Annotated in this window: 23 protein-coding genes; 18 read left to right on the forward strand and 5 right to left on the reverse strand. The window is 59.2% G+C overall.

Features of this window, described 5'->3' with window-relative positions:
- Positions 1-51 precede the first annotated feature (51 nt).
- Positions 52-1,176, reverse strand: coding sequence for a GNAT family N-acetyltransferase (locus JNN07_13145; GenBank protein MBL9168683.1), 1,125 nt, complete (start codon positions 1,174-1,176; stop codon positions 52-54).
- Between the two features lie 261 nt (positions 1,177-1,437).
- On the opposite strand from JNN07_13145, the gene JNN07_13150 reads away from it, so the two are divergent.
- The 10 genes from JNN07_13150 (at position 1,438) to typA (ending at position 13,917) form a co-directional block, all read left to right on the forward strand.
- Positions 1,438-2,592, forward strand: coding sequence for an aldo/keto reductase (locus JNN07_13150; protein MBL9168684.1), 1,155 nt, complete (start codon positions 1,438-1,440; stop codon positions 2,590-2,592).
- A gap of 99 nt (positions 2,593-2,691) precedes the next feature.
- Entirely contained in the window at positions 2,692-3,327 is a 636-nt protein-coding gene (locus JNN07_13155) for a sigma-70 family RNA polymerase sigma factor (protein ID MBL9168685.1), read from the forward strand.
- Positions 3,328-3,564: 237 nt separating this feature from the next.
- The gene (locus JNN07_13160) at positions 3,565-3,873 is read left to right on the forward strand and encodes a hypothetical protein (GenBank protein ID MBL9168686.1); all 309 of its coding nucleotides are present in this window, start codon (positions 3,565-3,567) and stop codon (positions 3,871-3,873) included.
- A 187-nt stretch (positions 3,874-4,060) separates the two neighbouring features.
- Complete coding sequence (locus JNN07_13165) at positions 4,061-4,672, forward strand: YHS domain-containing protein (GenBank protein MBL9168687.1); 612 nt, start codon at positions 4,061-4,063, stop codon at positions 4,670-4,672.
- 19 nt (positions 4,673-4,691) lie between these two features.
- Positions 4,692-5,135, forward strand: coding sequence for a DoxX family protein (locus JNN07_13170; GenBank protein ID MBL9168688.1), 444 nt, complete (start codon positions 4,692-4,694; stop codon positions 5,133-5,135).
- A gap of 160 nt (positions 5,136-5,295) precedes the next feature.
- The gene (locus JNN07_13175; protein MBL9168689.1) at positions 5,296-6,471 is read left to right on the forward strand and encodes an NADH-quinone oxidoreductase subunit D; all 1,176 of its coding nucleotides are present in this window, start codon (positions 5,296-5,298) and stop codon (positions 6,469-6,471) included.
- 366 nt (positions 6,472-6,837) lie between these two features.
- Positions 6,838-8,631 carry a glutamine--tRNA ligase/YqeY domain fusion protein gene (locus tag JNN07_13180; protein MBL9168690.1) on the forward strand — a complete coding sequence of 598 codons (1,794 nt, stop codon included), beginning with the start codon at positions 6,838-6,840 and terminating at the stop codon, positions 8,629-8,631.
- A gap of 36 nt (positions 8,632-8,667) precedes the next feature.
- The gene (locus JNN07_13185; protein ID MBL9168691.1) at positions 8,668-11,103 is read left to right on the forward strand and encodes a hypothetical protein; all 2,436 of its coding nucleotides are present in this window, start codon (positions 8,668-8,670) and stop codon (positions 11,101-11,103) included.
- 27 nt (positions 11,104-11,130) lie between these two features.
- Positions 11,131-11,946 carry a hypothetical protein gene (locus JNN07_13190; protein ID MBL9168692.1) on the forward strand — a complete coding sequence of 272 codons (816 nt, stop codon included), beginning with the start codon at positions 11,131-11,133 and terminating at the stop codon, positions 11,944-11,946.
- 135 nt (positions 11,947-12,081) lie between these two features.
- On the forward strand, positions 12,082-13,917 hold the full coding sequence (gene typA, locus JNN07_13195) for a translational GTPase TypA (GenBank protein MBL9168693.1): 1,836 nt from the start codon (positions 12,082-12,084) through the stop codon (positions 13,915-13,917).
- Between the two features lie 118 nt (positions 13,918-14,035).
- Here typA and JNN07_13200 read toward each other — a convergent pair whose 3' ends face one another.
- Together JNN07_13200 and ptsP are read right to left on the reverse strand one after the other, a co-directional pair.
- Positions 14,036-14,782 carry a nucleotidyltransferase family protein gene (locus JNN07_13200; GenBank protein MBL9168694.1) on the reverse strand — a complete coding sequence of 249 codons (747 nt, stop codon included), beginning with the start codon at positions 14,780-14,782 and terminating at the stop codon, positions 14,036-14,038.
- Between the two features lie 21 nt (positions 14,783-14,803).
- The gene (gene ptsP / locus JNN07_13205; GenBank protein MBL9168695.1) at positions 14,804-16,588 is read right to left on the reverse strand and encodes a phosphoenolpyruvate--protein phosphotransferase; all 1,785 of its coding nucleotides are present in this window, start codon (positions 16,586-16,588) and stop codon (positions 14,804-14,806) included.
- A gap of 154 nt (positions 16,589-16,742) precedes the next feature.
- Here ptsP and JNN07_13210 point away from each other — a divergent pair, with 154 nt between their 5' ends.
- From JNN07_13210 to JNN07_13230, 5 genes are all read left to right on the forward strand, one after another.
- The gene (locus JNN07_13210) at positions 16,743-18,014 is read left to right on the forward strand and encodes an adenylosuccinate synthase (protein ID MBL9168696.1); all 1,272 of its coding nucleotides are present in this window, start codon (positions 16,743-16,745) and stop codon (positions 18,012-18,014) included.
- A gap of 83 nt (positions 18,015-18,097) precedes the next feature.
- Positions 18,098-18,586 (forward strand): response regulator, encoded by a 489-nt coding sequence (locus tag JNN07_13215; GenBank protein ID MBL9168697.1) that lies wholly within the window; start codon positions 18,098-18,100, stop codon positions 18,584-18,586.
- Positions 18,579-20,516 (forward strand): HAMP domain-containing protein, encoded by a 1,938-nt coding sequence (locus JNN07_13220; protein MBL9168698.1) that lies wholly within the window; start codon positions 18,579-18,581, stop codon positions 20,514-20,516. The genes JNN07_13215 and JNN07_13220 overlap by 8 nt, the downstream gene beginning before the upstream one ends.
- Before the next feature lie 57 nt (positions 20,517-20,573).
- On the forward strand, positions 20,574-21,140 hold the full coding sequence (locus JNN07_13225; GenBank protein ID MBL9168699.1) for a hypothetical protein: 567 nt from the start codon (positions 20,574-20,576) through the stop codon (positions 21,138-21,140).
- The gene (locus tag JNN07_13230; GenBank protein MBL9168700.1) at positions 21,137-21,547 is read left to right on the forward strand and encodes a hypothetical protein; all 411 of its coding nucleotides are present in this window, start codon (positions 21,137-21,139) and stop codon (positions 21,545-21,547) included. The genes JNN07_13225 and JNN07_13230 overlap by 4 nt, the downstream gene beginning before the upstream one ends.
- A gap of 919 nt (positions 21,548-22,466) precedes the next feature.
- Here the strand turns inward: JNN07_13230 and JNN07_13235 are convergent.
- Complete coding sequence (locus JNN07_13235) at positions 22,467-23,222, reverse strand: sigma-70 family RNA polymerase sigma factor (GenBank protein MBL9168701.1); 756 nt, start codon at positions 23,220-23,222, stop codon at positions 22,467-22,469.
- 76 nt (positions 23,223-23,298) lie between these two features.
- Positions 23,299-24,018, reverse strand: a complete 720-nt coding sequence (locus JNN07_13240; protein MBL9168702.1) for an RluA family pseudouridine synthase — start codon at positions 24,016-24,018, stop codon at positions 23,299-23,301.
- Positions 24,019-24,136: 118 nt separating this feature from the next.
- Between JNN07_13240 and JNN07_13245 the strand changes: the two genes are divergently transcribed.
- The 3 genes from JNN07_13245 (at position 24,137) to JNN07_13255 (ending at position 26,237) form a co-directional block, all read left to right on the forward strand.
- Positions 24,137-24,790: a hypothetical protein gene (locus tag JNN07_13245; protein MBL9168703.1), complete on the forward strand. Its 654-nt coding sequence runs from the start codon at positions 24,137-24,139 to the stop codon at positions 24,788-24,790.
- Complete coding sequence (locus JNN07_13250; protein MBL9168704.1) at positions 24,787-25,248, forward strand: metallophosphoesterase family protein; 462 nt, start codon at positions 24,787-24,789, stop codon at positions 25,246-25,248. The genes JNN07_13245 and JNN07_13250 overlap by 4 nt, the downstream gene beginning before the upstream one ends.
- 74 nt (positions 25,249-25,322) lie before the next feature.
- Positions 25,323-26,237 (forward strand): tetratricopeptide repeat protein, encoded by a 915-nt coding sequence (locus JNN07_13255; GenBank protein ID MBL9168705.1) that lies wholly within the window; start codon positions 25,323-25,325, stop codon positions 26,235-26,237.
- Positions 26,238-26,255: the final 18 nt, after the last annotated feature.

Raw genomic sequence — 26,255 nt, forward strand, 5'->3', positions numbered from 1 at the left:
CTTCGTGCCTTTGTGAGAAAAAATCGGGTTCCTTCGCCCTATCCCCGTGTCTCACGCATCCATCTTGCGATAACGCCGCGCCCAAGGTGCGAGGCGTCCATAAACCAGCCGAAGCAATGGGTTCACCCAATAGACTCGCGGCTGCGGCAACAGTTGCGGCTTTCCACCCATACGAAGGATGAACGCGTAGCGGCTGGCCAACTGATCCTCGGTTTGGATCTCCTGACTCAACACGGCGCGGGCGATTTGCGGCTCCATCCCGACAAAATCAACCAAGGTCGCCCCCACCGACCGAGCCCAAACCGCACCTTCGTGCGCCAGCATGGCATTGGGATGCTTGTCCCCGTGAAGATCATTCCACCCCTTCTTCCACTGGGTCATGCGCTGGCCAAACCGCATCGATAACAAGCCGGCCGTCACCTGCCCCTCGCACTCCGCAAAGGTCAGTCGCCCCAACCCACGCTCGGCGAACGGCCGCCACAATTGAGCGAGCGCTTCGGGCGTGGCGGGTGCGGGACGGGTGTTCTGACGTCGGCAAGTCGCGCACATCAATTCGAAAAACAGGGGCAATTCCGATTCACCCCCTTCGCGGATGACCACCCCCCGCTTACCCGCTTGGCGAATGTGCTTTCGCGTGCTGCGTGAAATCAGCTCTTCCCATCCCGGGTTGCCCACATCGATGCAGCAGGTTGCGGTGATCAGCTTCGCCACCGCGTTGAGCGCGAACCCCTGCTGAAGCAGCAAAGGGTCAAAGTGACCGGCAAAATCAGGTAGCTGCAGCACGATGCCGCGGATACCGCGCAGCTTCGCCAATCCTTGGGTCGCCTGGATGAGCAAGTTCATCAACCCCTCATCATCCCGATCCACCACGGGCCCTTTGCTGACGTAGGCCATCGCGCCGAAACGGGTGGAGCGGACGAGAAGCTGCACGCCTCCCCGAATCAGATCTCCCTGCCGAACCACAATGCGGAGCGGTCGCCAACCCTCATGCCTCTTCACACCCACCCAGATGGAGGATTGTTGGAAATGCCCGTGAGGTGTGGCTTGAAGAAACGCGTCCCAGTCGCGATCGCTTTCTTCGTCCGAGACCCGAAAGTCGAACGGTTTAGCCGAATCCCGGTGCGTCAGCGGACGAAGCCGGGTTGCAAGCGTTATCTGAGCGTCGTTGGTTGTCATCAGTTGAGCTGGCCGTGAAAGACCCCGGGGGGCTCACGACGCCACGGCGGCCCATTCAAAGGCCAGCTGAAAGGCATCCCCAGCGGGAGCCTTCCACGCAGGGAGTATCGGCCATCCCCGACGGAGATGAAGCCCGCCTCGTTGAACGACAAGTGGAGAGGGATGCAGGGCAAAAATGGATGATTGCGTCGACGGCCCATCTTGTTTCTAATCTTCGCGTCACTTTGCCCCGAGTTTGGGGCTAAAACAAACGATTTACCTATGGATTTAACACGCACGGCCTACGGCACCTGGAGCGGCGGACGGTTTATGCATTTCGGAGATGAACTGCCGGAAGATCGCTTCATCCACGTCATCCAGCACGCTTACAAAAGCGGCGTTCGCACCTTCATGACCGCCGATGTCTATGGGAACGGGGCGGCGGATGAGATGCTGGGACGTGCGCTGAAAGGGATTCCCCGGGACACTTATTGCCTGGTCGGCGCGATCGGCCATGACTTTTATACCGGAAAGCGCGACGGCTCCAAAGGCTTCCCGCGCTTCACCCATCCCCAACTCCGTCAGCCAGCGGCCTATTACGACTATGTGCGCATGGCGACCGAAAAGTCGTTGACCCGCTGCGGGGCCGACAGATTCGACTGCCTGCTCCTGCACAACCCGGACTCGACGGGTTACTCCAGCGATGCGGTCTGGAAGGCGATGAGCCGTTTGCAGGACGACCAGCTCACCGACCGACTCGGCATCGCTCCCGGGCCAGCCAATGGCTTCACCTTGGACATCATCCTTTGTCTGGAACGCTTCGGCCCTCTCCTGGATTGGGCCATGATCATCCTCAATCCGCTCGAGCCCTGGCCGGGCACGCTCTGCCTGCCCGCGGCAGTGAAGCACGACGTGAAGATCATCACCCGCGTGGTGGACTACGGTGGCCTGTTCCATGACGATGTCAAACCGGGGCACAAATTCGGCTACGGCGATCATCGCACCTTCCGGCCGGCGGGCTGGATCGAGGCGGGCAATGAGAAGCTCGAGAAAATGCGCTCAGTGGCGCAGAAGCATGGCCTGACCATGCTGCAGCTCGCCTCCATCTGGAATCTGTCGCAGAAGCCGGTGGAAAGCGTGATTCCCACCTTCATCCAGGAGACAGATCCGCAGAGCAAATCCATCGAGGCCAAAGTGTCCGAGCTGGCGAATCTACCGCAGATCACCCTCTCCGAAGCGGAGTCCCAATTGATCGCCGAGGTCGGTAACAACAAGGGTTGCATGGCGCTGAAAGGCGCCAATCGATCCCACTCAGGCGAACCCGAGGCGGATCATTGGGGAGTCTCACCGGATCTGGATGGCGTAGGGAAGCGCTGGGGCATCAACCCGGACACCGATCTGGTCTGCACCCACGTGACCCCCGCCAAGGCTACCTGATCGGGGTGCTCTACCGACACGACGGATCTGCGGCCAGTCGTCGGGCCGAGTGTCCGACACCTCCTGGATGAGCCACCCAAGATAAAAACCACACGCGCCGTGGAAACGAAGCCAGAGGAAGCCGACCCAGCCGGCTCACCGTCGCCTCTCTCCGATCCAGAGCGCTGGGTCGATGAGCATGGGGACTACCTGTTCAAGTTCGCACTGGCCCGGCTGCGCGACGCAACGAAGGCGGAGGACCTGGTCCAGGAGACATTTCTTGCCGCGCTGAAGGGCGGACAGCACTTCGCTGGTCGCAGCGCCGAAAAGAGTTGGTTGATCGGAATCCTGAAGCATAAGATTCAGGATCACTACCGCAAAGCCAGCCGCCTGACCTCTTTTACCGACCTGGAGTTTTATTCCGACGAGGAGGGGGACCGATTCATCCCTGAGGGTTTGTTCCAAGGAGGATGGATTCATGACGCTGGCCGGGAGCTGGGGCCCATGGAGTGGTCGTCAGATCCGGGCGCGAGCCTCGACAGCGCCGTGTTTTGGAAAACCTTTCACGACTGCTCAAGCAAAATGCCCAAGACTATCGCCGCCGTTTTTATGATGCGCGAGGTGGATGGCATCGAGAGTCGGGACATCTGCCAGACGCTCGACATTTCCGAGAGCAATCTCTGGGTGATGCTGCATCGTGCCCGCATGGCGCTGCGACGCTGCCTGGAGACCAACTGGTTTGGCAAGCCGGGCTGAAATGAAGCTCCACGAGCCATTGATGCCCCGATGGGCCGCCTGGGGCTGGAATATCACCCCCATCGGCACTGAGATGTCACGCTTGCCCTCGCTGGCCACCGAGCAGCCGACGCAACGCCCTGGAACCTGGCAGTGTAAGGTCCCGAGGATCTCCGACGACTTACCTGTTACCGCTCAACTTCGCGAGCCATCGGGGACGCACCCAGATGTCTACGGGCGGCAGAAGGCATAGTTATCATGGAACGACTCAAAACCTGGCTCAGCAACCTGCAGGATGGGCTGCGCTCGCTCTCTCCCCATTGCCAGGAGGCCGTCCGACTTCAATCAAAGTCGCTGGATCAAGCCCTTACCCTCGGGCAGCGACTCGGGCTACGCATCCATCTGATCCTGTGTAAATGGTGCCGGCGCTACGCCCAACAGATTCGATTCCTGCGCCAAGCAGCTCACGACCATCAAGACCGACTGACCGAGGCTTCGACGCACTCACTCACCGCCGAAGCGCGCGCCCGCATCAAGCGATCCCTGGCCGACGACAACCACTCCTGACCGCTTTCGTGATGAACCCCGGGCGACACCCCGGCAACTCATCTCCCCTCTCCCCCACGCCAGAACGAGGAAGTATTCCTCTGTAAGGTTCCCGTCCGGCTTACGACTCATGATTACCAGGCCAGCGTGTTGATGCTGAAAGCATCCGCGATCCCGGCCTGGCAGCATCCAGCGAATGAATCAACGAATGAACCGCATCAACCTCCACCCTCCCGTTCTAGTTACTCTTCTGGCCTCAGGCCTCATGACCGCTGTCACCTTCGCCGCCGCACCGGCAACCTCATCGGTCGAGCCACCCGCGAATGGCCGACTCTTTAACCTCTCCGACGCGAAGGACCGATACGTCAACCACGTCTCCAAAGAACAGTTCGAAGCCGAATTCAGGAAGTTGCGGGATGATCCCGGCGCGATTCAGCATTACAACCTCGGCCCGGACAAAGTAGCGATCAGCGGCTATGACCCGGTTGCCTATTTCACGCAAAGCAAGGCGCTTAAGGGCCGCAAGGAGCTCAGCGCAAGCCATCGGGGCGTCACGTATCACTTTGCTTCCGAGCAGAACCGGAGCACGTTCGCCAGTTCCCCCGAAAAATTCGTGCCGACCTACGGCGGTTGGTGCGCCACCGCGATGGCCAAAGGCGAGAAAGTCGAGATCGATCCCACCAACTTTAAGGTCACCAATGGTCGGTTGTTCTTATTCTTCCGGGCGTTCTACGCCAACGCCATCAAGGACTGGAACAAGGACGAACCCGGCCAAACCGTCAAGGCCGACGCGAACTGGAAGAAAATCGCTGGTGAATAGCGAACCCATCAACCTACCTATGAAGAACCGTCCATCCCAAACCATCGCGAGCTGGATTCTGCAGCTCATCGCCGCCGTGATCCTGGCACAGACTCTCTTCTTCAAATTCAGCGGGGCTGAAGAATCAAAATTCATCTTCACGACGCTCGGCGTCGAACCGTGGGGCCGAATCGCCTCCGCCTGGATCGAACTTCTCGCCGTCGTCCTCCTGCTCATCCCACGCACCGTCGCAACCGGTGCGCTTCTGGCGCTTGGCGTGATGACCGGAGCCATCGGTTCCCATCTCACCAAGCTCGGGATTGTGGTCAAGGACGACGGCGGGCTGCTCTTCGGACTCGCCCTGACGGTGTTTGTCTGCAGCGCCGCGTTGGTAATGATGCGCCGTCGGGAGTTTCCCCTGGTGGGCGGGTTCCTCTCAGCGCGTGATGAAGTCAGCGATGCGCCCCCGACCCGCCAGGCTTAGGGCGCACCACCGGTAGCCCTCCACCGCCCGCCGCCCTCCTAAGCGGGGGCCGGCGGTCTTCAGCCGCAGGGAATCACTCCCCTGACTCCACCGCCTCACACTTCGTGCTTGGCTGATCATCGCTTTGGCAGTATGCCTCGGTGGAAATCTACAGCCGCACATGATCACTGACACGCCATCGACCATAAGCCCGGGTTACTCGGTCGTGCCGAAGCGGTCCGCTGAGGGGGATGACCTTGGCGAGTTGCTCGAGGTCTCGATGGGCCCCCACCATCCTTCCACCCACGGCGTCTTCCGCATGGACGTGGTGCTCGATGGTGAAACCATCGTCAAGCTGAAGCCCGTTTTCGGGTATCTGCACCGGAATCACGAGAAGATCGCGGAGAACACGACGTATTTGGCTTCGATGCCCTACACGGATCGGCTGGACTATTTTTGCTCGCTCACCAACAACTGGGCTTACGCGTTGGCGGTCGAGAAATTGGCGGGACTGCAGGTCCCGGATCGGGCGGAATACATCCGGGTGATCACCGCCGAACTCACTCGCCTCATCAATCACACCTGTGTCACCGGGTTCTTGCTCATGGATATGGGCGCGTTGGGCACCCCGCTGATGTATGCCTTCCGGGAGCGGGAGAAGATTCTCGATCTGTTCGAAGCTCTCACCGGCGCCCGCATGATGTGCAACTACATGCGCTTCGGTGGGTGTCGGGTGGACCTGCCGGTGGGTTGGCTGGAGGCCGCGAAAAAGGTCGTCGACGAATACCCCCGTTTTCTCGACGAGTTTGAAAACCTGCTCACCACGAATGAGATCCTCATGGCCCGGACTCAAGGCGTAGGGGTGTTAAAGCCCGAACTCGCCGTGGATGCCAGCATCACGGGCCCGGTGTTGCGCGCCAGCGGGGTGAACTATGATCTGCGCAAAGTGGATCGCTATGGAATCTACAGCCGCTTCGATTTCAAGATTCCCCTGGGCGATCACGGCGATGTTTACGACCGGTACATGATCCGCACCCTGGAAATGCGGGAGTCGATCAATATTTTGGAGCGAGCTCTCCAGGAGATTCCCGATGGCCCCATCATCGATCCCAAGGCCAAGCTGCGCGGGTTCCGCCCCAAGCCCGGTGAGGCTTATGGCCGCATCGAGTCACCCAAGGGCGAACTCGGGTTCTATCTGATCAGCGACGGGAGTCCGAACCCCTATCGATATCGCGTTCGCCCGCCCAGTCTGATCAACCTCACCGCCCTCGAAGACATGTGTCTCGGCCAAAAGATCGCCGACGCCGTCGTGATCTTGGGCAGCATCGACATCGTCCTCGGGGAGGTTGATCGCTAGCAGCAAACGAGGGCCACCAAGCGCTCGTCACCCCTGGGCTCTCCACGACACAGCCCTTTCCCGTTCGACCACCTAGGGCCTATCAGGGCTCGAGTGGAAATCAGAACTATAAACCTCATCGGACCGCTTCGCGGTCAATTCTCGCCCTACCCGCTATCGTCACGACGGTAGGGAGAGACTCTGTCGAGCCCGTGAATGCCCAAGGTTTGAAAGGGTTGAAGGAGCCGCGGCAATGCACGCTGGTGGGTAATCCACATTGCGAGGCCCCCTCCATAGACCCCTCCGGCTCGCGATCCAAGCTTTCTGCTACCCCTCCGGCGAAAAGTGCTTTAGTCTTCCCCCTTATTGCTGCCCGACAGCAAAGCTATGTCGAACGAACCGAATCATCCGTCCCCCGAATCCGCTCCCGCGGCGCATCACCATTTTATCCATCAGATCATCGCTGAGCACCAGCAGACCGGACAGTACGGCGGCCGGGTCGGCACCCGCTTTCCTCCCGAGCCGAATGGTTATCTTCATATTGGCCATGCCAAGTCGATCTGCCTCAACTTCGGCCTGGCACGAGAATTTAAAGGCACCTGCAATCTCCGCATGGACGACACTAACCCCACCCGCGAGGATGTGGAGTATGTGGAGTCGATCCAGCAGGATGTGGCCTGGCTAATCGGAGGCTGGGCGGATCAGTTCCTCGCTCTGAAGAAAAGCGGAGACCAGAGCGGCACCGGGGTGCTGGCCAAGGACCAGGCAGGAGTCAAGCTGGAACCTTTCTACGCCTCCGACTACTTTGATCAGATCTACGCGTTCGCCGTCGAGTTGATCAAACGGGGCAAAGCCTACATTTGCGACCTGAGCCCGGAGGACACCGAGAAATATCGCGGCTCCCCCGATCGCCCCGGCCAAAACAGCCCCTTCCGCGAACGCTCCATCGAGGAGAATCTCAATCTATTCGAGCGCATGCGCGCCGGTGAGTTCCCCGACGGAACCCGAACTCTGCGCGCGATCATCGATATGTCCTCGCCGAACATCTGGCTGAGGGATCCCGTGCTCTACCGTATCCGCCATGCGGAACACCATCAGACCGGGAAGAAATGGTGCATCTACCCGATGTACGACTTCGCCCACTGCCTGAGCGACTACATCGAAGGCATCACTCACTCCATCTGCACCCTGGAATTCGAAGTCCACCGTCCCCTTTACGATTGGATTCTCGAACAGCTGCAACTCCCACGCACGCTCCCTAAACAGTACGAATTCGCCCGTTTGAACCTGGGCTACACCGTCATGAGCAAGCGCAAGCTCCTGCAATTGGTGCAGGATCGCGTGGTGACGGGTTGGGATGATCCTCGGATGCCGACGATTTCCGGGCTGCGCCGCCGGGGCTACACACCGGAGTCCCTGCGTCGCTTTTGCGAGATGATCGGGATCACCAAGTTCAACGGCATCACCGACCCCTCCGTCCTGGAGTTCGCCATCCGCGAAGACCTGAACAAGCGAGCCATTCGGGCGATGGCTGTGCTCCGGCCTCTGAAAGTGACCATCGAGAACTATCCCGAAGGTCAGGTGGAGTGGTTGGAGGCGGTGAACAACCCCGAGGATGCCTCGGCCGGAACCCGCAAGATCCCCTTCTCCAAGACCATCTACATCGAGCAGGAGGATTTCATGGAGCACCCCGCCAAGAAATTCTTCCGGCTCTACCCGGGCAATGAAGTCCGCCTGCGCTATGCTTACATTCTGATGTGCGTGGGGGTCGTGAAGGACGCCGCCGGGAAGGTGGTCGAACTGCGCTGCACCATCGATCCCACCTCAAAGGCCGGCGACGTCACCGCCGGCCGGAAGGTCAAAGCGACGATTCATTGGGCCTCCGCCGCCCATGCCTACCGAGCCGAGGTGCGGCTCTACGACCGTCTCTTCTCCGTGGAGCAACCCGACGGACAGCACGGCAAGGACTTCAAAGGTTTTCTGAATCCGGCGTCCCTTGAAGTATTGACCGACTGCCAGCTCGAACCCTCGCTCCGGGAGGCCAAGCCGGGAACCCCCATTCAGTTTGAACGGCTGGGATACTTCTGTGCCGACGTGAAAGATTCGCAACCGGGGGCTCCCGTGTTCAACCGAACCGTGCCCATGAAAGATAACTGGGCAAAAGAGCTGAAGAAGGGCTAGGATCCCTCAAAATCACCGTCCATCTGCGTGCCCTGCATGAATACCTCTGCGCCTGACCGAAATCGATTGTATCCGGAAGTGTTCAGGGCACGCTCGGCCCGAGCTGTCTGGCAGTCCCTCTTGCTCCCGCTCCTGCTGGCGGCGGGAGGATCGACCAGCACCGCGGCGGATCCCACCCCCAACCGTGTTCAGCCACCACCTGTTCCCGCCTCGACCGGAATAAGGTCCGAACTGGCGGATCAGGGGCCGGTGTTTTTCGGGACGATTCGCAATCGGCTCTGGGAGGAAAACACCACCATGAAAGGCATCGTGGTGAAGCTGGGAACCAACGACACCGACTATGTCTGTTATGACGAAGATCTCCTTCGGGTGTCCCTGCTCTGGACGGGTGCCTTCCTGAATTTCCCAAACCGAGGACGAGAGCAGATCCAGCATCCACAGCCAGCCGAGGTCGCTGGTGTGGTCCGCTTCGGCTCACGCCCGATCCCCGGATGGTCCAAAGGGGGAAGCTTCGAGGATCCTCGTCCCGAACGACGCGGTCCCCTGCCCCGCGATTGGGCCAAGTACCAAGGGGTTTCCCTGCACGGCAATCAGGTCGTGCTGCGCTACTCAGTCGGGGACGCGGCGGTGCTCGAACTCCCCGGCTTAGAATCCACCGCAGAGGCCTCGGGATTCACCCGCACCCTGGAACTGGGGCCCACGAAAGAGGCGCTGGCAATCCTGCTCGCCACCTCGGAGTCGGCAAGCCCTCTCAAGGCGGGGATCAGCTCGATTCGTGCGGCTAGCCCCGAAGCTCTCCGCTCCAACGCCCCGCCCGCCGCAGCGTCCGGCGATCTGGCGGCCATCCTGTATGCCTCCGGCGAGGAACTCAGCGCCTTCAAAATGGTGGCCGGTCCCGCAGGTGCCACGTTGAGGATCGATCCCGGCAATCGAATTGTTTTGGTTCTTCCTCCCTCGACCACCCCCACGCTGGTCAAAGTGCTTCAGTGGACGGGATCGCGCGCCAGCTGGAAAAACTTTGCCGACCTGGTTGCCAAATCACCGGCGCCTATCGAAGTTAAGCCGCTCACCCGCCCCGGCCCGGCCCGCTGGAACCGAACCCTCCAGCAGACGGGCTACGCGGGGACTAACCGAGGCCCCTTCCAAATCGACCTTATCACCGAACCCAGAGAGAACCCTTGGAACCTCAAGTATTTTTTCAGCGCGGTGGACTTCTTTAAGGATGGCAGTGCAGCGGTCTCGTCGTTCCATGGCGATGTCTGGCTGGTGAGAGGACTCGATCGCACCCTCCAGAAGATTCAATGGAAACGCTTCGCGACCGGACTCTTCCAACCGCTCGGACTGAAGATAGTGGACGAGACGGTGTACGTGACCTGTCGTGACGCCCTGGTCCGACTGCAAGATCTCAACCAGGATGGAGAAGCGGACTTCTACGAGAACTTTAACAATGATACCGTGGTCACTCCCAACTACCACGAGTTCGCTCTCGACCTGGATACGGATTCCGCCGGCAATTTTTATTTCGCCAAAGGCGCCCCCTGGCCGCCCGATGTCAAATCACCGCATCAGGGAACCATGATGAAGGTCAGCAAGGACGGGAACCGCTTGGAGGTCATCGGCACCGGGCTCCGCGCTCCGAACGGCGTCAGTGTGAGTCCCAAGGACGAGATTTTCTTTAGCGACAACGAGGGAAATTACATCCCCACCAGCAAGATCAGCCTGATCCGACCCGGGAATCTGTTTTATGGGATGCTCCCCACCGCCCACCGCCCGCCCCCTTCCGAATTCGAGCCTCCGATCTGCTGGCTGCCAAAAACCATCGACAATTCTAGCGGCGGCATGGTGTGGGTGACCGGGGGCAAGTGGGGTCCGTTGGAGGGAAGCATGCTCTTCCTGTCCTATGGACGGGCGTCGCTCTTTTCCGTGATGCAGGAAACCGTGAACGGGCGAGTCCAGGCCGGCGTGGCGCCGTTTCCGTTTCGCTTTCCAGCCGGTGTGATGCGCGCACGCTTCAATCCAGTCGATGGCCAACTGTATCTCGTAGGCCTGCGAGGTTGGCAGACCAGCGGGGCTCGCGATGGCGGCTTCTTTCGCATGCGCTACACCGGCGAGCCTCTGCATTGGCCGCTTCAGTTCCACGCTAAGAAGAACGGACTGGAATTGGAATTCAGTCTGCCGGTGACCCCAGAAAGCGCCAAAGACCCGGCCAACTGGGCGTTGGAGCGTTGGAACTATGTGTGGTCTCCCGATTATGGGTCACCCGAAGTCACCACCGCGGAATCCCGGCAGAAGGGACATGACAAGGTGGACGTGGCGGAAATCAGCCTCACAGGCGATGGAAAAAAGGTTTTTCTGAAGATCCCCGGAATGAAACCGGCCATGCAGATGCGCGTGCGATTCAAACTGGCGGACATCGATGGCAATGCCATCAGCCGAGATCTGTATTTGACACTGCACAACCTTGCTGACTAAGGAAAAGAAACGAGTATGATGCATCCCATGCGAACGGTATTTTTTGTGTGTCTTGGGCTGATGACCGGACTTGGGTTTATGGCGACCGCGGCGACTCGTGACGCTGCCGCAAAACCTTGGCTGATACCCCCGCACATCCTGGAGTTTACCGGACCCGTGATCAAACTGTTTGGCACCAACTTGTCGTTCGGAGCCAAGGTTTCGATCATCGAATCGAAGGCGGCCAAAGGAACTAAGCCTTCCGGCGGTGTGCTGCTCTGCCGCGACGGAAACACCATCTTCGAGCCGGATGCCGCTCCCATCAAGGCGGCTCGCGGTAGTAAAAAGGATCAGGAAGGCGACTTCGGCCTGCTGGTGGTGACCCTGGCTGACCGGGGCCTGACCTATGTCGTGAGTGAAGGTGTCTCCGGATACACGGAGATTCCTATGTCCCGCGAGGCCACCGGCCGATGCGCGCTGGATTCCAAGGAACTAGGACGTGAACGAGTCCAAGGATATGACTGTGTGAAGAGCATGGTCGCCATCGTGCCCGAAGTCGGTGAAGGACAAGTCTTCCTGGTGTGGACTGCACCCAAACTGCGGAACTTTCCGGTCAAGATCGAGCGTCTCAAAGGCGGAGCCAATTTTTCCATCTCCTTCTCCGACATTAGGTTCGAACGCCCGCAAGACAGTCTGTTCGCATCACCTCAAGGCTACAAACGCTACGAAAGCCTCAATGCCATGACGGAGGAAATGACCCGCCGGGTCTGGAATGTAATGCGCCGACCGGATCCTTCCCTGGCTTTCCCGCCGGACACCACCCGCCCGGCACTAAATTCGGGTTCCCGCCAGTCCGGATACTGATACCCTCCGGACTCGGGGCTGTCCGAAATGTGTGGCAACAAACTGCCATCGTTTATGGATTGAACTTTTTTCCCGAGCTGGCATGCTGCGCGGCTCCTGTCGTGAGGACAGGACTAATTCGAACGTCGGTTTTTTATGCAGCACATCCGCAACATCGCCATTATCGCACACGTCGACCACGGTAAAACCACACTGGTTGACTGCCTTCTTAAGCAATCCGGCACCTACCGGGCCAACCAGGCAGAAACGCATGTGGAACGCCTGATGGACTCGATGGATCTCGAGCGCGAGAAGGGCATCACGATCCGAGCCAAGAACGCGGCCTTCAAGTACAAGAATTATCACATCAACATCGTCGACACTCCGGGACACGCCGACTTCGGCGGCGAGGTGGAGCGGATCATGAACATGATCGACGGGGTGTTGCTGGTGGTGGACGCCACGGACGGCCCTCAAGCCCAGACTCGATTTGTGCTGCGCAAAGCTCTGGAAGCCGGTGCGAAGCCGATCGTGGTCATCAACAAGATCGACCGGGAGAATTCCAATCCCAAGAAGGTGCTGGATTTGGTGTTCGAACTGTTCATGAGTTTGAACGCGACGGATGAGCAGTTGGACTTTCCTTATATCTACGCCAGCGCCAAGCAAGGTTTCGCGAAGGTGGAACTGGACCATGTGACCGGCACGATGGAGCCACTCTTTGACGCCATCGTCAAACACATCCCCCCGCCCCGAGCGTTTGCCGGAGAAGGTTTCCAACTTCTCGTGGCTAACCTCGACTACAGCGACTACCTGGGCCGGATCGCTTTCGGCAAGATCCATACCGGCAAAGTCGCGTTGGGCGACCCCGCCATCTGCATCCATGGAAATGGCAACAAGACCAAGGGGAAGATCACCGCGATCTACCATTTCGAAGGAATGAAGCGGATCGAGATCAAGGAAGCCCATGCCGGAGATATCGTGGGATTGACTGGATTCGAAGACGTGTTCATTGGCGAGACGTTGTGCGACTCCGACCTGCGCCAACCCCTGGGTTACAAGCCCGTAGATCCGCCTACGATCCAGATGGAGTTCGCCGTGAATGACGGTCCGTTGGCCGGCACTGAAGGCAAGCTCGTCACCGCCCGCCATATCTGGGAACGGCTCGTGAAGGAGACCCGGACGAACGTGGCCCTCCGCATCAAGCAGACGAGCGACCCGAAGGTATTTGATGTCGCCGGCCGCGGTGAAATGCAGATCGCGATCCTGGTCGAGCAGATGCGACGCGAAGGTTATGAAGTCCTGGTCAGCCGTCCCGAGGTGCTTTACCGAAAAGCTGCCGACGGCTCGTTCCTGGAGCCGATCGAGCGCCTGTTCCTCGAAATTCCTCAAACCGCCATGGGCGGTGTCATGGAGAACCTGGCCTCCCGCAAAGCGGAGATCACCAACATGAGCCATCACGGCGAGGACGTCAGCATCGAGGCCTTCATCCCCACTCGCGGGCTGATCGGCTTTGAGACCGACCTCGTCAACCTGACTCGCGGTATGGGGGTGATGAGCCATCTGTTCCATGAGTATGGACCGGATCGAGGCGAGATCGCAGCGCGCAAGAATGGGTCCCTCGTCTCCATGGAATCGGGCGAGGCGACCGCCTACGCTCTGAACATGGTCCAGGAGCGCGGCCGGCTCATGATCGAGCCCGGCGACAAGATCTATGTCGGACAGATCGTCGGCGAGAATGCCCGGGAAAACGACATCCCGGTAAACCCCTGCAAAGCCAAAGCGCTGACCAATATGCGATCCCAGGGCGATGGCAAGGGCATTCAATTGAACGCTCCGCTGAAGCTCAGCTTGGAAAGAGCGTTGGAATACATTGGATCGGACGAATACGTGGAAGCCACGCCCGAGAGCCTTCGCCTACGCAAGAAGCTTCTCGATGAGAATCTGCGGAAGCGCGCCGGTCAGAGCCGAGTGATGCGAGTCGTGGAAAGCTAAGCCAAGCCGCCTAAAACAACGGCACTTGAAATTCAAAACGCCTCAGGACGCGATGTCCTGAGGCGTTTTTGTTGATCGGAAGATGGGACCAAGAGCCTGCCGGACCAGACAGTCCGATCTAGGGTTTACCCATCTTGGCAAAGATCTGATTGGCCTCCTCCAGGGTTTCCTTGGAGCCAATATCAAACCACAGGCCCGGAACCTTCCAGGTAAAGACCGGAGTCCGGGGGCATAGCCACTGGATCAAACGCCCGGGCTGATCCGGGTTGTTCCCTTCCTGGATGTACTGCCGGATCTGCGGAAGTGTCGCCTTGGGATAATAATAAAGAGCGATGCCAATCAAACTCGTCGCGGGATCGGTGGGCTTTTCCACAAAGCTCTTCAGCACCCCGTTGGCATCCAAGTCGACCACCCCATATTTCTTGGCCGCCTCCAGGCTCTGCACATCAAAAATGCCCAGGATGGGGGCGTTTCGCTCGCGGCAAACACGACCGAAATCGGTGAGATCTTGGGAGAATAAATTGTCGCCCGCGATCACCATGATGTCGTCGTCCACCTTCTCCTGCGTCAGAACATAATGCAGATCTCCAATCGCCCCCAGCCGGTTGTCCTCGGAGGTCGAGCCATCGTTGACCACCTTGATGACGGCACTACCCCGGGTTCCCTGGTTCTGAGCCGCCCAGGCCTCGAAGTGCGGGGTGAACTTGGCGTTGGTCACCACGTAGATGTGGTCAATCTTTCCCGCCGGACACAGACGATCCAGCACATGGTCGATCATGGGCTTACCAGCCACCGGGAGAAGCGGCTTGGGCTGGTTGAGTGTCAGCGGATAGAGCCGAGTGGCATAGCCGGCGGCAAGGACGATGATTTTCAAGTGGACTAGAGGCTAGTTTTTGTCGTTTTGGAACAATGTGGGCGCGACCTTGCGAGCGTAGCTGCGGGACCGCTCCAGGATCTCGGCGCCTGACTCGCTCGCCAAAGCGCTCTCCGCGAGCGCAATGGCCTCGCTCATCTTAATCTGGCGAATCAGAAACTTAATCGCCGGAACCAGAGGGGGCGCGACGCTGAACTCAGCGACACCCAAACCTAGAATCAGAGGGGTCAGCTGGGGATCACTGGCCATCTCCCCGCAGATGCCTGTCCAGATTCCGTGCTTCTTGCCCGCGTCCACCGTCGTCTTGATGAGGCGCACGATGGCAGGATGGGTCGGCTCGTAGAGATGAGCAATCTTCTCGTTCAGCCGGTCCACCGCCAAGGAATATTGGATCAGGTCGTTCGTGCCCAAACTGAAGAACTTCGCCCGCTTGGCCAAGGACTCAGCTGCCAGCGCCGCAGAAGGAATCTCGATCATGGCGCCAATCTCCATGTCCTCATTGAAGGCAACGCCCTCAGAGCGCAGCTCCTGCTTGACCTCCTCCACCAACGCATTGGCCTGGTTGAGTTCGTCCAAACCGGAAATCATGGGATACATCATCTTGACGTTTCCATGCACCGAGGAACGGATAATGGCCCGCAGCTGGGCTCGAAAGATCTCCCTCTCCTGCAAACAAAACCGGATGGCTCGCCAGCCCAGGAACGGGTTCATCTCCTGCGGCACCGCCAAATGGGAGAGGATTTTGTCGCCGCCTAAATCCAAGGTGCGGATAATGACCGGGCACGGATTCAGCGATCGGGCCACCTCGTCATACGAGGCAAACTGCTGCTCCTCGGTGGGAGGGGTCTCTTGGTTGATAAACAAATACTCCGTTCGAAACAACCCAACCCCCTCCGCCCCATTGGCTTTTACCGCCTCGATGTCCTCCGCGCGCTCGATGTTCGCCGACAACACCACGCGAACCCCGTCCCGGGTCACCGCCGGCTGATCGCGAACCTCACGGAGCCTGTCCTCTAAACTCACCTGCCGTTTGACGATCTGACCATACTCGAACAGAGTCTGGTCCGTCGGATTCAAAATCACTAACCCGTTGTAACCATCGAGCAGGATCTCCTGCCCATTCCGTAGGTCTTGGCTGATGGTCTGCAGCCCAACCACCGCCGGAATTCGATGGGACCGAGCCATGATGGCCGTGTGAGAGGTCCGACTGCCGGCATCGGTCGCAAATCCCAGAACCTTCTTCTTGTCCAGCATGGCGGTCTGGGAAGGGGTGAGATCGTGGCTGATGATGATGCACGGCTCGGTCAGACTCTCGAGCACCGCTGGCTGCCGCCGACCCAACAAATTGTTCAGAATGCGTGAGGACACATCTCGCATATCCGCCGCCCGCTCCCGCAGATACTCATCCTCGCTCTCACTCAGCGTGGTGGCATACTTTTCCGCAAACTGATGAAACGCAAATTCCGCGTTCATCTTTTGCTGCTGAATCCTGCGGGTTACTTCTTCAATCAACGTAGGATCTTCCAGAACAAGAAGATGCGCATCAAAAATACTCGCATCCTTAACCCCAAGAGTTTGGGTCACCTGACGCTGAACCTCCAAGATCTCCTTGCGAGTATCGGCCAATCCCTGCTCCAACCGCTTCACCTCGGCGTCCAATTCCTCGTCAGGAATGGTGTAGTGAGTGATGGAATCCTCCTTGGGGTTCACCAAAACGAGAGTACGCCCCCGGCAGACCCCGGCTGAAACCGGGATCCCCCGGAAGATCCGTTCCGCCTTCTTCCGCGACGCTGGCACGGAAAACTCTTACCTGCCCCGGAGGCACTTGGGAAGACAAGAATCGTTCCGCGATTGACACCCAGCCGGGAGATACTTAGCGTCCGACCGTAAATACCGAGCGGACGCCCCGAATTTACACTTCGGGGATTTTTTGTTTTCCCAGTTCGAGATCATTATGGCTAACACGATTTTGGTAGGCGCCCAATGGGGCGATGAAGGCAAAGGCAAGATCATTGACGTCCTCACCGAACAGGCGGACATCGTGGTCCGTTCCCAGGGCGGTAATAATGCGGGGCATACGGTCTACCTGGGGCCAAAAAAATATGTGCTGCACCTGGTTCCCTCGGGAATCCTGCGCAAGCGCAAGGTGTGCGTCATCGGCAATGGCGTCGTGATCGATCCCATCAACCTGGTTCAGGAGCTCGACGGACTCGAGAAACTCGGGATCAAGATGGGACGCAACCTGCTGATCAGCGAGACCGCCCATCTGGTCTTTCCCTACCACCGTGAGCTGGATGCCCAGCGCGAGGTGACCAAAGGAAAGAACAAGATCGGCACCACCAAACGGGGCATCGGTCCGGCCTACGGGGATAAGGCAGCCCGCACCGGCCTGCGAATGATCGACCTTACCAAACCGGAGCAGTTTGCCGAGAAGCTCAAGCTGAAGATCAAAGAAAACAACGAGATTTTGAAGGCGTTTGGAGCCAAACCGCTGCAGTACAAACAGATTTTAAAGGACTATCTCGCGGCGGGAAAACGCCTGACGCCTTTCGTGGCCAATACCGTGGTTTATCTCCACGAGGCCTGCCGCGCCAACAAGAACATCCTCTTCGAAGGCGCCCAAGGCACGTTCCTGGATATCGATCACGGGACCTACCCCTACGTCACCTCCTCCAACACGACGGCGGGCGGAGCGTGCACCGGGTCAGGGGTGCCCCCGCATCGAATGGACAGTGTCATCGGCGTGATGAAGGCCTACACGACGCGTGTCGGCGAGGGACCTTTTCCGACCGAGAACGCCGAACTCTCTGATTTCTTGCATGGGTTGGGACGCGAGTTCGGTGCCACCACGGGCCGGGCTCGCCGGTGCGGATGGTTCGATGCGGTGGCGACCCGCCATGCCGCCATGGTCAATGGCATCGACGACCTGGCCGTGACCAATGTCGATGGCCTCGACACTCTCGATGTAGTTCGTGTGTGCGTCGGATATCGCCACGCAGGGAAGCGCTATGACTACGTTCCGGCCGATGCCGAGGTCCTGGGTCAGTGCCAGCCCGACTACGTCGAATTTCCCGGATGGAAGACTGACACGAGCAAGGCCCGCCGCTGGAAGGATCTGCCCGGAAAAGCCCGCGCTTACCTGGACGCCATCGCCCAGTTGACCGAAGCCCGATTGGCGATTGTCTCGGTAGGGCCGGCGCGCGATCAAACTTTGTTCCTCTGAGACCAGTTCGGTATTGATAATTCCCTGCTTACCAGTCAGTTTAGGAGTCAGGCAATCCAAAGACTCGCCTCCAGACTGGTAGCATGAGCGCGCGAAGAGCCATCGAGATTCTTCTCGTGGAAGATAACCCGGGGGATGTGCGTCTCGCCCGGGAGGCTTTCTACGATGCAGCTGTCCCCCATCGGTTTCATTGGGTGCAGGACGGCGTCGAAGCCCTTGCATTCCTCCGGCGAGAAGGTCGGCACGAGCAAGCACCCATCCCCGACCTTGTTCTACTGGATCTGAAGCTTCCGCGCAAAGGTGGTCAAGAACTGCTCGCCGAGCTGCGTAAGAACCAGGAATTTGATCATCTCCCCATCTTCATCCTGACCAGCGCATTCGCTGAGGATCCCGTGCATCAGGTTGCTGTCCAGCAAGCCACGGTGTTCCTGACCAAGCCCATGGGGATCGACGGATACATCCGCATGGCCCGATCCATCGGCGACCGCTGGCAGACCTTGGCACCTGGGCCGGTCACGGCCGGTTCGGAAGTCTGGCGAGGACTCGCACCGACTGCTTCGCGCAATGACTGAAAGCACTCCCCGCAGCTCTCCGTCCAACGCCTCCTCGTCGGGTGCTCCCGACGAGAACCGTCCTCCTCTCCTCCAACGCCTGCGAACTCGGTTGCTCCTGCTCGTCGCCCTGGCCGTAGCGCCCATGTTGGGCCTGGTGCTATTCACAGCCTGGGATCAACGAAACCAGGCCCACGAGGAGGTGCGAAGCGAGGCCCTCCGACTCACGCGCATTGCGATCAAACTCCAAGAACAGCATCTGGAGGCCGCCCGCCAACTCCTTTCCACCCTGGCTCAAATGGGCCGCTGGAGATCAGCCACCAACCCGGCCGCCACCTCATTGCTCTTTGGACAGCTCATGCAGTTGCACCCGGTCTACACCACCATCGGGGCCGTCGATGCGGAGGGGAATGTGATTGCCAGCGGTTCCGCCCTTGCCGAAGGTGAGGCCAAGGTGACCAGCAAACTCTGGTTCCAGCGTGTCCGCCAGTTGCGGACGTTCGCAGTCGGCGACTACAGCGTCGCGAATCCCCACCGAAAACTCACCGTCAATCTGGCCTACCCCATCCTGGAAAGGACCAACCAGATGTTCCTCGGGGCGGTTTACGCGGCACTCGACTTCTCCTGGATTGGCACCTTGGCCCTGGAATCCAAACTGCCAGAAAACTCAACCATCGCCGTGCTCGACAACACCTGGCGAGTGGTTGGTCAGTTTTCCTCATCGGACCGTGGAAGCGGTTCCCAAGGGCAAGGACTCCCGTTAAGCAGCATGGATTGGCGGTTCCGCGCCGGGGAAACCACGTTTGAACAGAAGGACTCGGACGGAGTGCCGAGGCTGTACTGCATCAACGCGCTGATCGGCGATGAGGCGGATCCCGAGCTGCGGGTGGCCGTAGGAATTCCTTCAAAAGCAGCGTTCGAGGGCACTCGCCGAGCGCTGGCGATGAATCTGGGTGTGCTCGGCGGAGTGACTCTGCTGACCGGACTCTTGGCCTGGTTCGGGGCCGAGGGCTTCATCCTGCGCGGCATCCATCCGCTGCTCAAGGTGGCGCGTGAACTCCACCGGGGAAATCTGTCGGCCCGCAGCGGCATGCCTCACTCCGGAGGGGAACTCAACCAACTGGCCGCTGCCTTCGATGAGATGGCGGTCAGCCTCGAGCAACGCGTGGCCGAACGTCAGCGCGCCGAAGCACGGCTAAAATCGCTCAACGAAGACTTGGAACGCAAGGTCAGCGAGCGAACTCACGAGCTGCAACGCTCCAACAAGGAACTCGAAGAGTTCGCGTATGCGGCGTCTCATGATTTGCAGGAGCCGCTCCGAATGATCACCGGCCACCTCCAGTTGCTCGAGCGGCGCTACAAAGGAAAACTGGATCAGAACGCCGATGACTTCATCCACTTCGCCGTCGATGGAGCCAAGCGGATGGATCAGCTCATCGTCGATCTGCTCACCTACAGCCGCGTAGGAACCCACGGCCAGGCGCTGGTGGCGGTCGACCTCAACACGGTGGTGGCCCGCGCCCGCGAGAACCTCGCCCTGCGCATCGAGGAAAACAAGGCCTCCATCCAAACCGAGCGGCTCCCCCGTGTTCTCGGCGACCCGTTGCAGCTCACGCTCGTCTTCCAAAACCTACTCAGCAACGGCATCAAGTTTCACGGGAATCGCGCGCCCCAGATCGAGATCAACTGCGTTCCCGCCCTCGAGCATCCCGACCAGTTCTGGATGGTCATTGTCAAAGATCATGGCATTGGCATCGAACCCAAATACTTCGATCGCCTCTTCCAACTCTTCCAGCGCCTGCACACCCGCGAGGAGTATCCCGGCACCGGCATCGGCCTCGCCATCTGCAAACGCGTGGTGGAGCGTCACGGCGGAAAAATCTGGATCGAATCAACTCCCGGCGAAGGCACCACGTTCTTCTTCACCCTCCGCCGATGTGCGGCGGCCTAGGGAAAGCAGGCATCCAGGTTTGACGCGGCGTGAGCCGAACGCGATGGTGGCCGTGGCATGCCATTGGAAAGGCTAACGCGGGATCGGTTGATCGAAGCCCTGAATCTGCTGGGGACACTCGCAGAGCAGGAAGACGTAACACTGGAACTGTGCATTGATGGCGGTGGTGCCATGATGCTCGCCTACAGCGCTCGGGAAGCCACCAAGGACTTGGATGTTCTCGCGAAACCGAGCACCACGGCCCTCCGTTTGTCGGGCATCGTCGCTCAGCGGCTGGGTTTGGATGAAGGGTGGCTCAACAGCGATGTGAGCCAGTTCGTTTCCATCGATGGAACCTATGCGCCCTTGGAAATTGAGGGCTTGGAGGCTGCCGCCCGAAAGCGACTGAAAATCACCCGCCCCTCCGCCAGCTACCTGCTAGCCATGAAGTGCCTGGCCGCTAGATCTGCCCTGCCCGGTTACGCGGGAGACGTGGGAGATATCCGGTTTCTCATCCGCAAGATGGGCATTCGGTCGCTGGACCAGGTCGAGGAGCACCTGCAGCGATTCTATCCTCAAGAGGCGCGCTCGCCAAAGGTTCAGGAGTTCATTCGTGGGATTTTGGAGGAGGGTTTACCGGAATGAGTGGCGAAACCGGCCATCGACCCTCATCGCTGCAGGAGGTGGCCGAGTGGACCGCCCGTTGGGATGCGTTCGGTCTTCATCTCAAGGATTTCCTCCATGTGTTCGAGAAGGCTCGCCGCGAAGGGCGTCCACTTCGAGACCTGCTCGTTGCACCGCCCAGAAATCTGGCGGCAGAATTCACCGGTGGAGATATTTGTGACGCGTTCCTAGCGGCGACGGCGGATTACCTGTCGAGGAAGAACGGGTTCCCTCCGCCTGCCTGGGCCCTTTGCGAGAACTTGGTGCTAGACCAGCCATGGTTTTCGGAAACCTATCCCGCGGTCCGAATGCGGCTCCTACGCGACACTCCATCGGCGTTCAAAGATAAGAACCTGTTCGTCTTCGAGTCCGCCCTTCAAGTCGCCTAGCAGCCTGCCGGACCTGTCCCCACCCCACGTGAGTCCGGCTGTGGAGTCCTTCTGTGCTGAGCTATCCCTTAGGAATCGTCGCGAAAGGCTGCTAGATATTCGGTCTAATGGTTTCTGCGTGGATGCGGAAGCGGGAGCGATTGATTCCGGGAGAGGCTTGAAAGGGCAACGTCACCAAGGTAGGGAGGGACTCTGCTCGAGCCCATGAATGCCCAGGGTTTAGGAGGATAAATGGCCCGTGAACCATTCCGGTTTCTGGGATAAAAAGCCAAACCGAAAACACAAATGCATCCCGTCCCCTTGGGGTGTTCTCCGTGTGATCTGTGTGCTCCGTGGGCAACAACTCGGATCTTGAAATCTTCAGCTCGGCCCAAATTCAAACCGAGGGGTTCGATGATTGTTCTCACGTCCATTGTCAGAACTAAGAGATCTGCTCTTTGGAGAGCGAACGGCGAGCGTGGCTGCCAAGGCGAACCCCAGGAACACTGCAATGTTAGGCTCTGGAACCACGTAGAGTCCGAGGCTCTCTAGCGCTTCTGGTCTACATCCAAGGGGCAGTCCACGTAAACGTCCTTCTGCGTCCAGCCCTGACAGTTCATAATTGGTAATCAGACGAGATGTGGCTCTAGGGACCGTGTCATCAGCAAGTTGATGAACCACGGATTTCTCGGATGACACGGATAGCGAACTAGATCCCCGAGCCGGTGGTCAATGATGATTTTTGGGACGAATGTTCCCGCAGTGCGGCTCCTCAATCTGGCTCCATCCGTGGGATCCGAGAAATCCGTGGTCACAACTGCCGTTTTGAGATTCATCTCTGTTTGTAGGCCGTCCTTTGCCAACCGCTAGCTCAGGCGACTGCTGCCACCACCAGCAACTCAATCGAGGTGAACGCGGAGGAACCTGGCACCGCGGGGCACTATCGCTCAAGCGTGGTGAGCAGATGTCGAACCTCGCTCTCCATTTCGTCCGGGCTGGCGACGGTTTTAGCGATCTCCACATACATCAGCTCGCGACATTTTTCCCGCATGCGATGCACTGCCACCGCCACCGCATTCGTGGACATCCCCAGCTTGGCAGCCGGTTCAGCATAGTCACGGAACCCCGTATCATCGGTGAGGAACGCCTTGAGCACGTCAAACTGCTCGACCTTCTTGGAGCGGACGAACTCTTCACGCAGCTCCTTGAGAACCTGGTCATAGAGCGTCAAAAACCACTGCCGAGTGAACAGTTTCTCGGGCGACATCTCGATCGCCGGTTCATTCTGGAATCGTGTTTCCGCATCCTCGTCGTCCAAGGAGATGATCACCTGGCCTCCCCCACGCTTTTGAGCGTTCGCCCGCTTGCGCTGATCGAGCAGGAAGTGATCCAGAGCCGCGAGGAGGAATGACCGAAACTTTCCTTTGGTGCGATCCGCCGAGCCGAGGTAGTTCTCGCGCAGAATGCGCTGAAAAAAATCTTGGGTCAGGTCCTGGGCTTGGTCCGCATCAAAACCCCGCCGACGCACATGCGCGTACAACGGATACCAGTAGCTGCGACAGAGCTTCTCGAGCGCTGCTTCCGCTTGGGCAGGATTCCCCTGGCGGGCCATCTGCAGATTCGTCCAGGAGGTGGCGCTGAATTGAGCCCAGCGATCTCGGTCGAACCCAGGTGATTGGTCGCTTGTGTCAGGCATGGTTGGCTGTTTCTCTGAGCATCATTGAACTCGCTAAGGCCCAGGCTGGCGAGCAGAAACTAACCCCAGAAAGGGGTCAGCTTTCACAAAACCGTCGGAACATCTCCGGTTCCGGGGCGGTAAATGCCCATTCGCGTCCCAGACAGAAAGCGCGCAATTCACGGGCGTGCAGAGCGTGGTTGGGCAGAATCAGCTGGCGTCGCTGATCTTCGGTCAACCGACCCTCCACGAACGCCAGATAGAGCTGCTCATCCGGACCATAGATCTTGTCCCCCACGATAGGAAATCCCAGGTGCGCCAGATGAATGCGGATCTGATGCTTACGACCCGACCTGGGTTGCACGGTGAGACGCGCAAAGGGCCGTCCCTCCCGCTCAAAACGCTCCTCAACCCGATACTCGGTCGTGGAGAGCGCCCCGTCGGGTCGCACACAATCCTTGATGGCGACCGCACTAGCGAGATCCTTACCAAGGGGCGCGTCGATCACGCCTTCATTCGTTAACGGATGTCCATGGACCAACGCGGAGTAGATCTTCTGAACCGCGCCCGTTTCCCACGCCTGCCGCCAGGCCCGCGCTACTTCTAACTGCTTGCCCACCAAGACCACACCGCTGGTTTCCCGATCTAGCCGGTTGATCAGGTGTTGCTCCGCAGACTCCCCCAGATACAAGCGAACCCGGCTGACCAAACTGGAATAAACGTCCCCTTTCGTGGGATGGCAGACAAGATCCGCCGGTTTATCGATCACCAGCAAGCCGTCGTCTTCATGGAGAATATCGAACAGGGACGTCACCAAACCTCAGTTTCAAGGGGGATCGCCTTCAGGTCCACCTCGTTTTTGCGTCGAGAGGCTGCCTCCGCGAAAAGTGCCCTCTAGAGCTTGTCACCGAATGTCTTCTTGCTATCATGCTCCCGTGAAACCGACGCCCAACATCTGGCTACCTGCCCTGCTGATGGTGGTGTTCGTACTCACGCGGTGGCCGGGGCTCATGCCCAATAACTTCAGCGCCGCTTACGCGCTTTTGTTCTGTGCCGGGGTCTACTTCCCCGCCCGCTTGGCCTGGTGGTTACCTCTGTCTGCCATGGCGTTGGCCGATATCGCCCTCGCCGTCTACTACTGGAATGCGCATGGCATTGCCCCGCAGGGGTATCAGCTGATGAACTATGTCGTTTACCTGGGTCTTATTGGACTAGGTCGGCTGTTCCGTCCGTCCCACAGCTGGACCCGTCTGCTCGGTGGCGGGATTGTGGGCGCGCTGCTCTTCTACCTGCTCACGAACACGGCCTCCTGGTTTTTCAATCCGTTTCGCAATCCGGAATACACCCTCGATTGGGCCGGATGGCTGAGAGCCCTCACCCAGGGCACGGCCGGACACCCTCCCACCTGGGAGTTTCTGCGCAATACCCTCCTCAGCGGAGGCCTCTTCACGGGACTGTTCGTAGGAGCCATGAAAGGGGCCGATCAGATGGAGTCCGCGGTCGAAAAAGCATTGGCCGAGGCGCAGGTGGACGATGCGGAGGAGCCTACCGCGGAACCGAGACCCGAGGCAGAAGAGACCCGGGCGTGAAAATCGGGCTGATCTCGGACACCCACGGCTATTTCGATCCGCGCATCCCCGAACTCTTCGAAGGGGTTGAACGCATCCTGCACGCCGGCGACATCGGAAGTCACGCCATCATCAATGCGCTGGAGGAGATCGCTCCGGTCACTGCTGTTCTCGGAAATACGGATGGGGTGCTGAACGTCCGCGAAAGCGAAGTGCTTCGCTGGAATGGGAACGTCTTCCTCATTCGTCATATCGTGGACGTGCGCTCGATCGAAGGGGAGCTGAAAGATCAACTGCAGCGTGTCGATCCGCGTTTTGTGATCTTCGGACACACCCACAAGCCGCTCTGCGAAGAGATTGAAGGCCGCTGGTTCCTGAATCCGGGCTATGCCGGACGTCAGCGGTTCAATCTCCCCCGCTCCGTGGCGATCCTGGAATGCACGGGGAACAACTCCACGACCCGATTTTTTGCGCTCTAGCAGCCTGTCCAACACCTCCGGAAGTCCCTGACATTCCATTTGAGATCAGACGGGAGGCCGATTAGAGTCACGCAATGAAGCAACTCTTTGTCCGTCGACTCGGGAACGGGTGGATCCAAGGTTCCGTCTTGGCCCTGTGGCTGGTTCTCGGTGCGTTCTGCGCCGAGGCGGCGGAGAAGTCCAAGCCGTCCAAAGCGGTTCCTACCGCCGCCTCCATCCTCGATGAGGCCCAAACGGCGTATGCGAAGAAGGACGTGAGCCAGGCGATGAACCTCATCAACCGGGCCATGAAACTGGAGCCCCGCAACCCACGACCCTATTTCGCTCGCGCCCGGCTCCATAGCTCTCAAGGGGACTCGGAAAAAGCGATTCAAGACTTTGACCGAGTGCTGGAACTGGATCCTACCGCCACCGATGTGCTTCAACTGCGCGGCATCGAACGTTTCCGTCAAGGCCATGCGGCTGACGCCGTGCGCGACTTCAACAATTACCTGACGGCTGTTCCCAACCAAACCCCCTACCACTGGCAACGGGGCATCGCCTTCTACTACACGGACCAATTCGCCGAAGGCCGCAGGCAATTCGAAATGCACCAGACGGTAAACCCCCAGGATGTCGAAAACTCCGCCTGGCACTTTTTCTGCATCGCGCGGGTCGATGGCGCCGACAAGGCGCGGGAAGCGCTGCTCCCGGTCAGCCAGGATACCCGCGTACCCATGGCGCAGATCTACGCTCTGCTCGCCGGACAAGGCACTCCCGAGCAGGTGCTCGATGCGGCTCGCATTGGTAACCCAAGCCCCCTGGTACTGGATCGCAACCTCTTCTACGCCCACCTCTACCTGGGGCTCTACTTCGAGGCCTTAAAACAGGATAAGCTCTCCCGCGAGCATATCGAGAAGGCGGTTCACTACGCACCCAAGGATGATTACATGGCAAGCGTAGCGCGGGTTCACGCCAAGGTGCGCAAGATCACGAGCAAGTCCAAGTGACCCCTCGCAGCTGAGGGA

This window comes from Verrucomicrobiales bacterium (genome assembly GCA_016793885.1).
Classification (GTDB): Bacteria; Verrucomicrobiota; Verrucomicrobiia; order Limisphaerales; family UBA11320; genus UBA11320.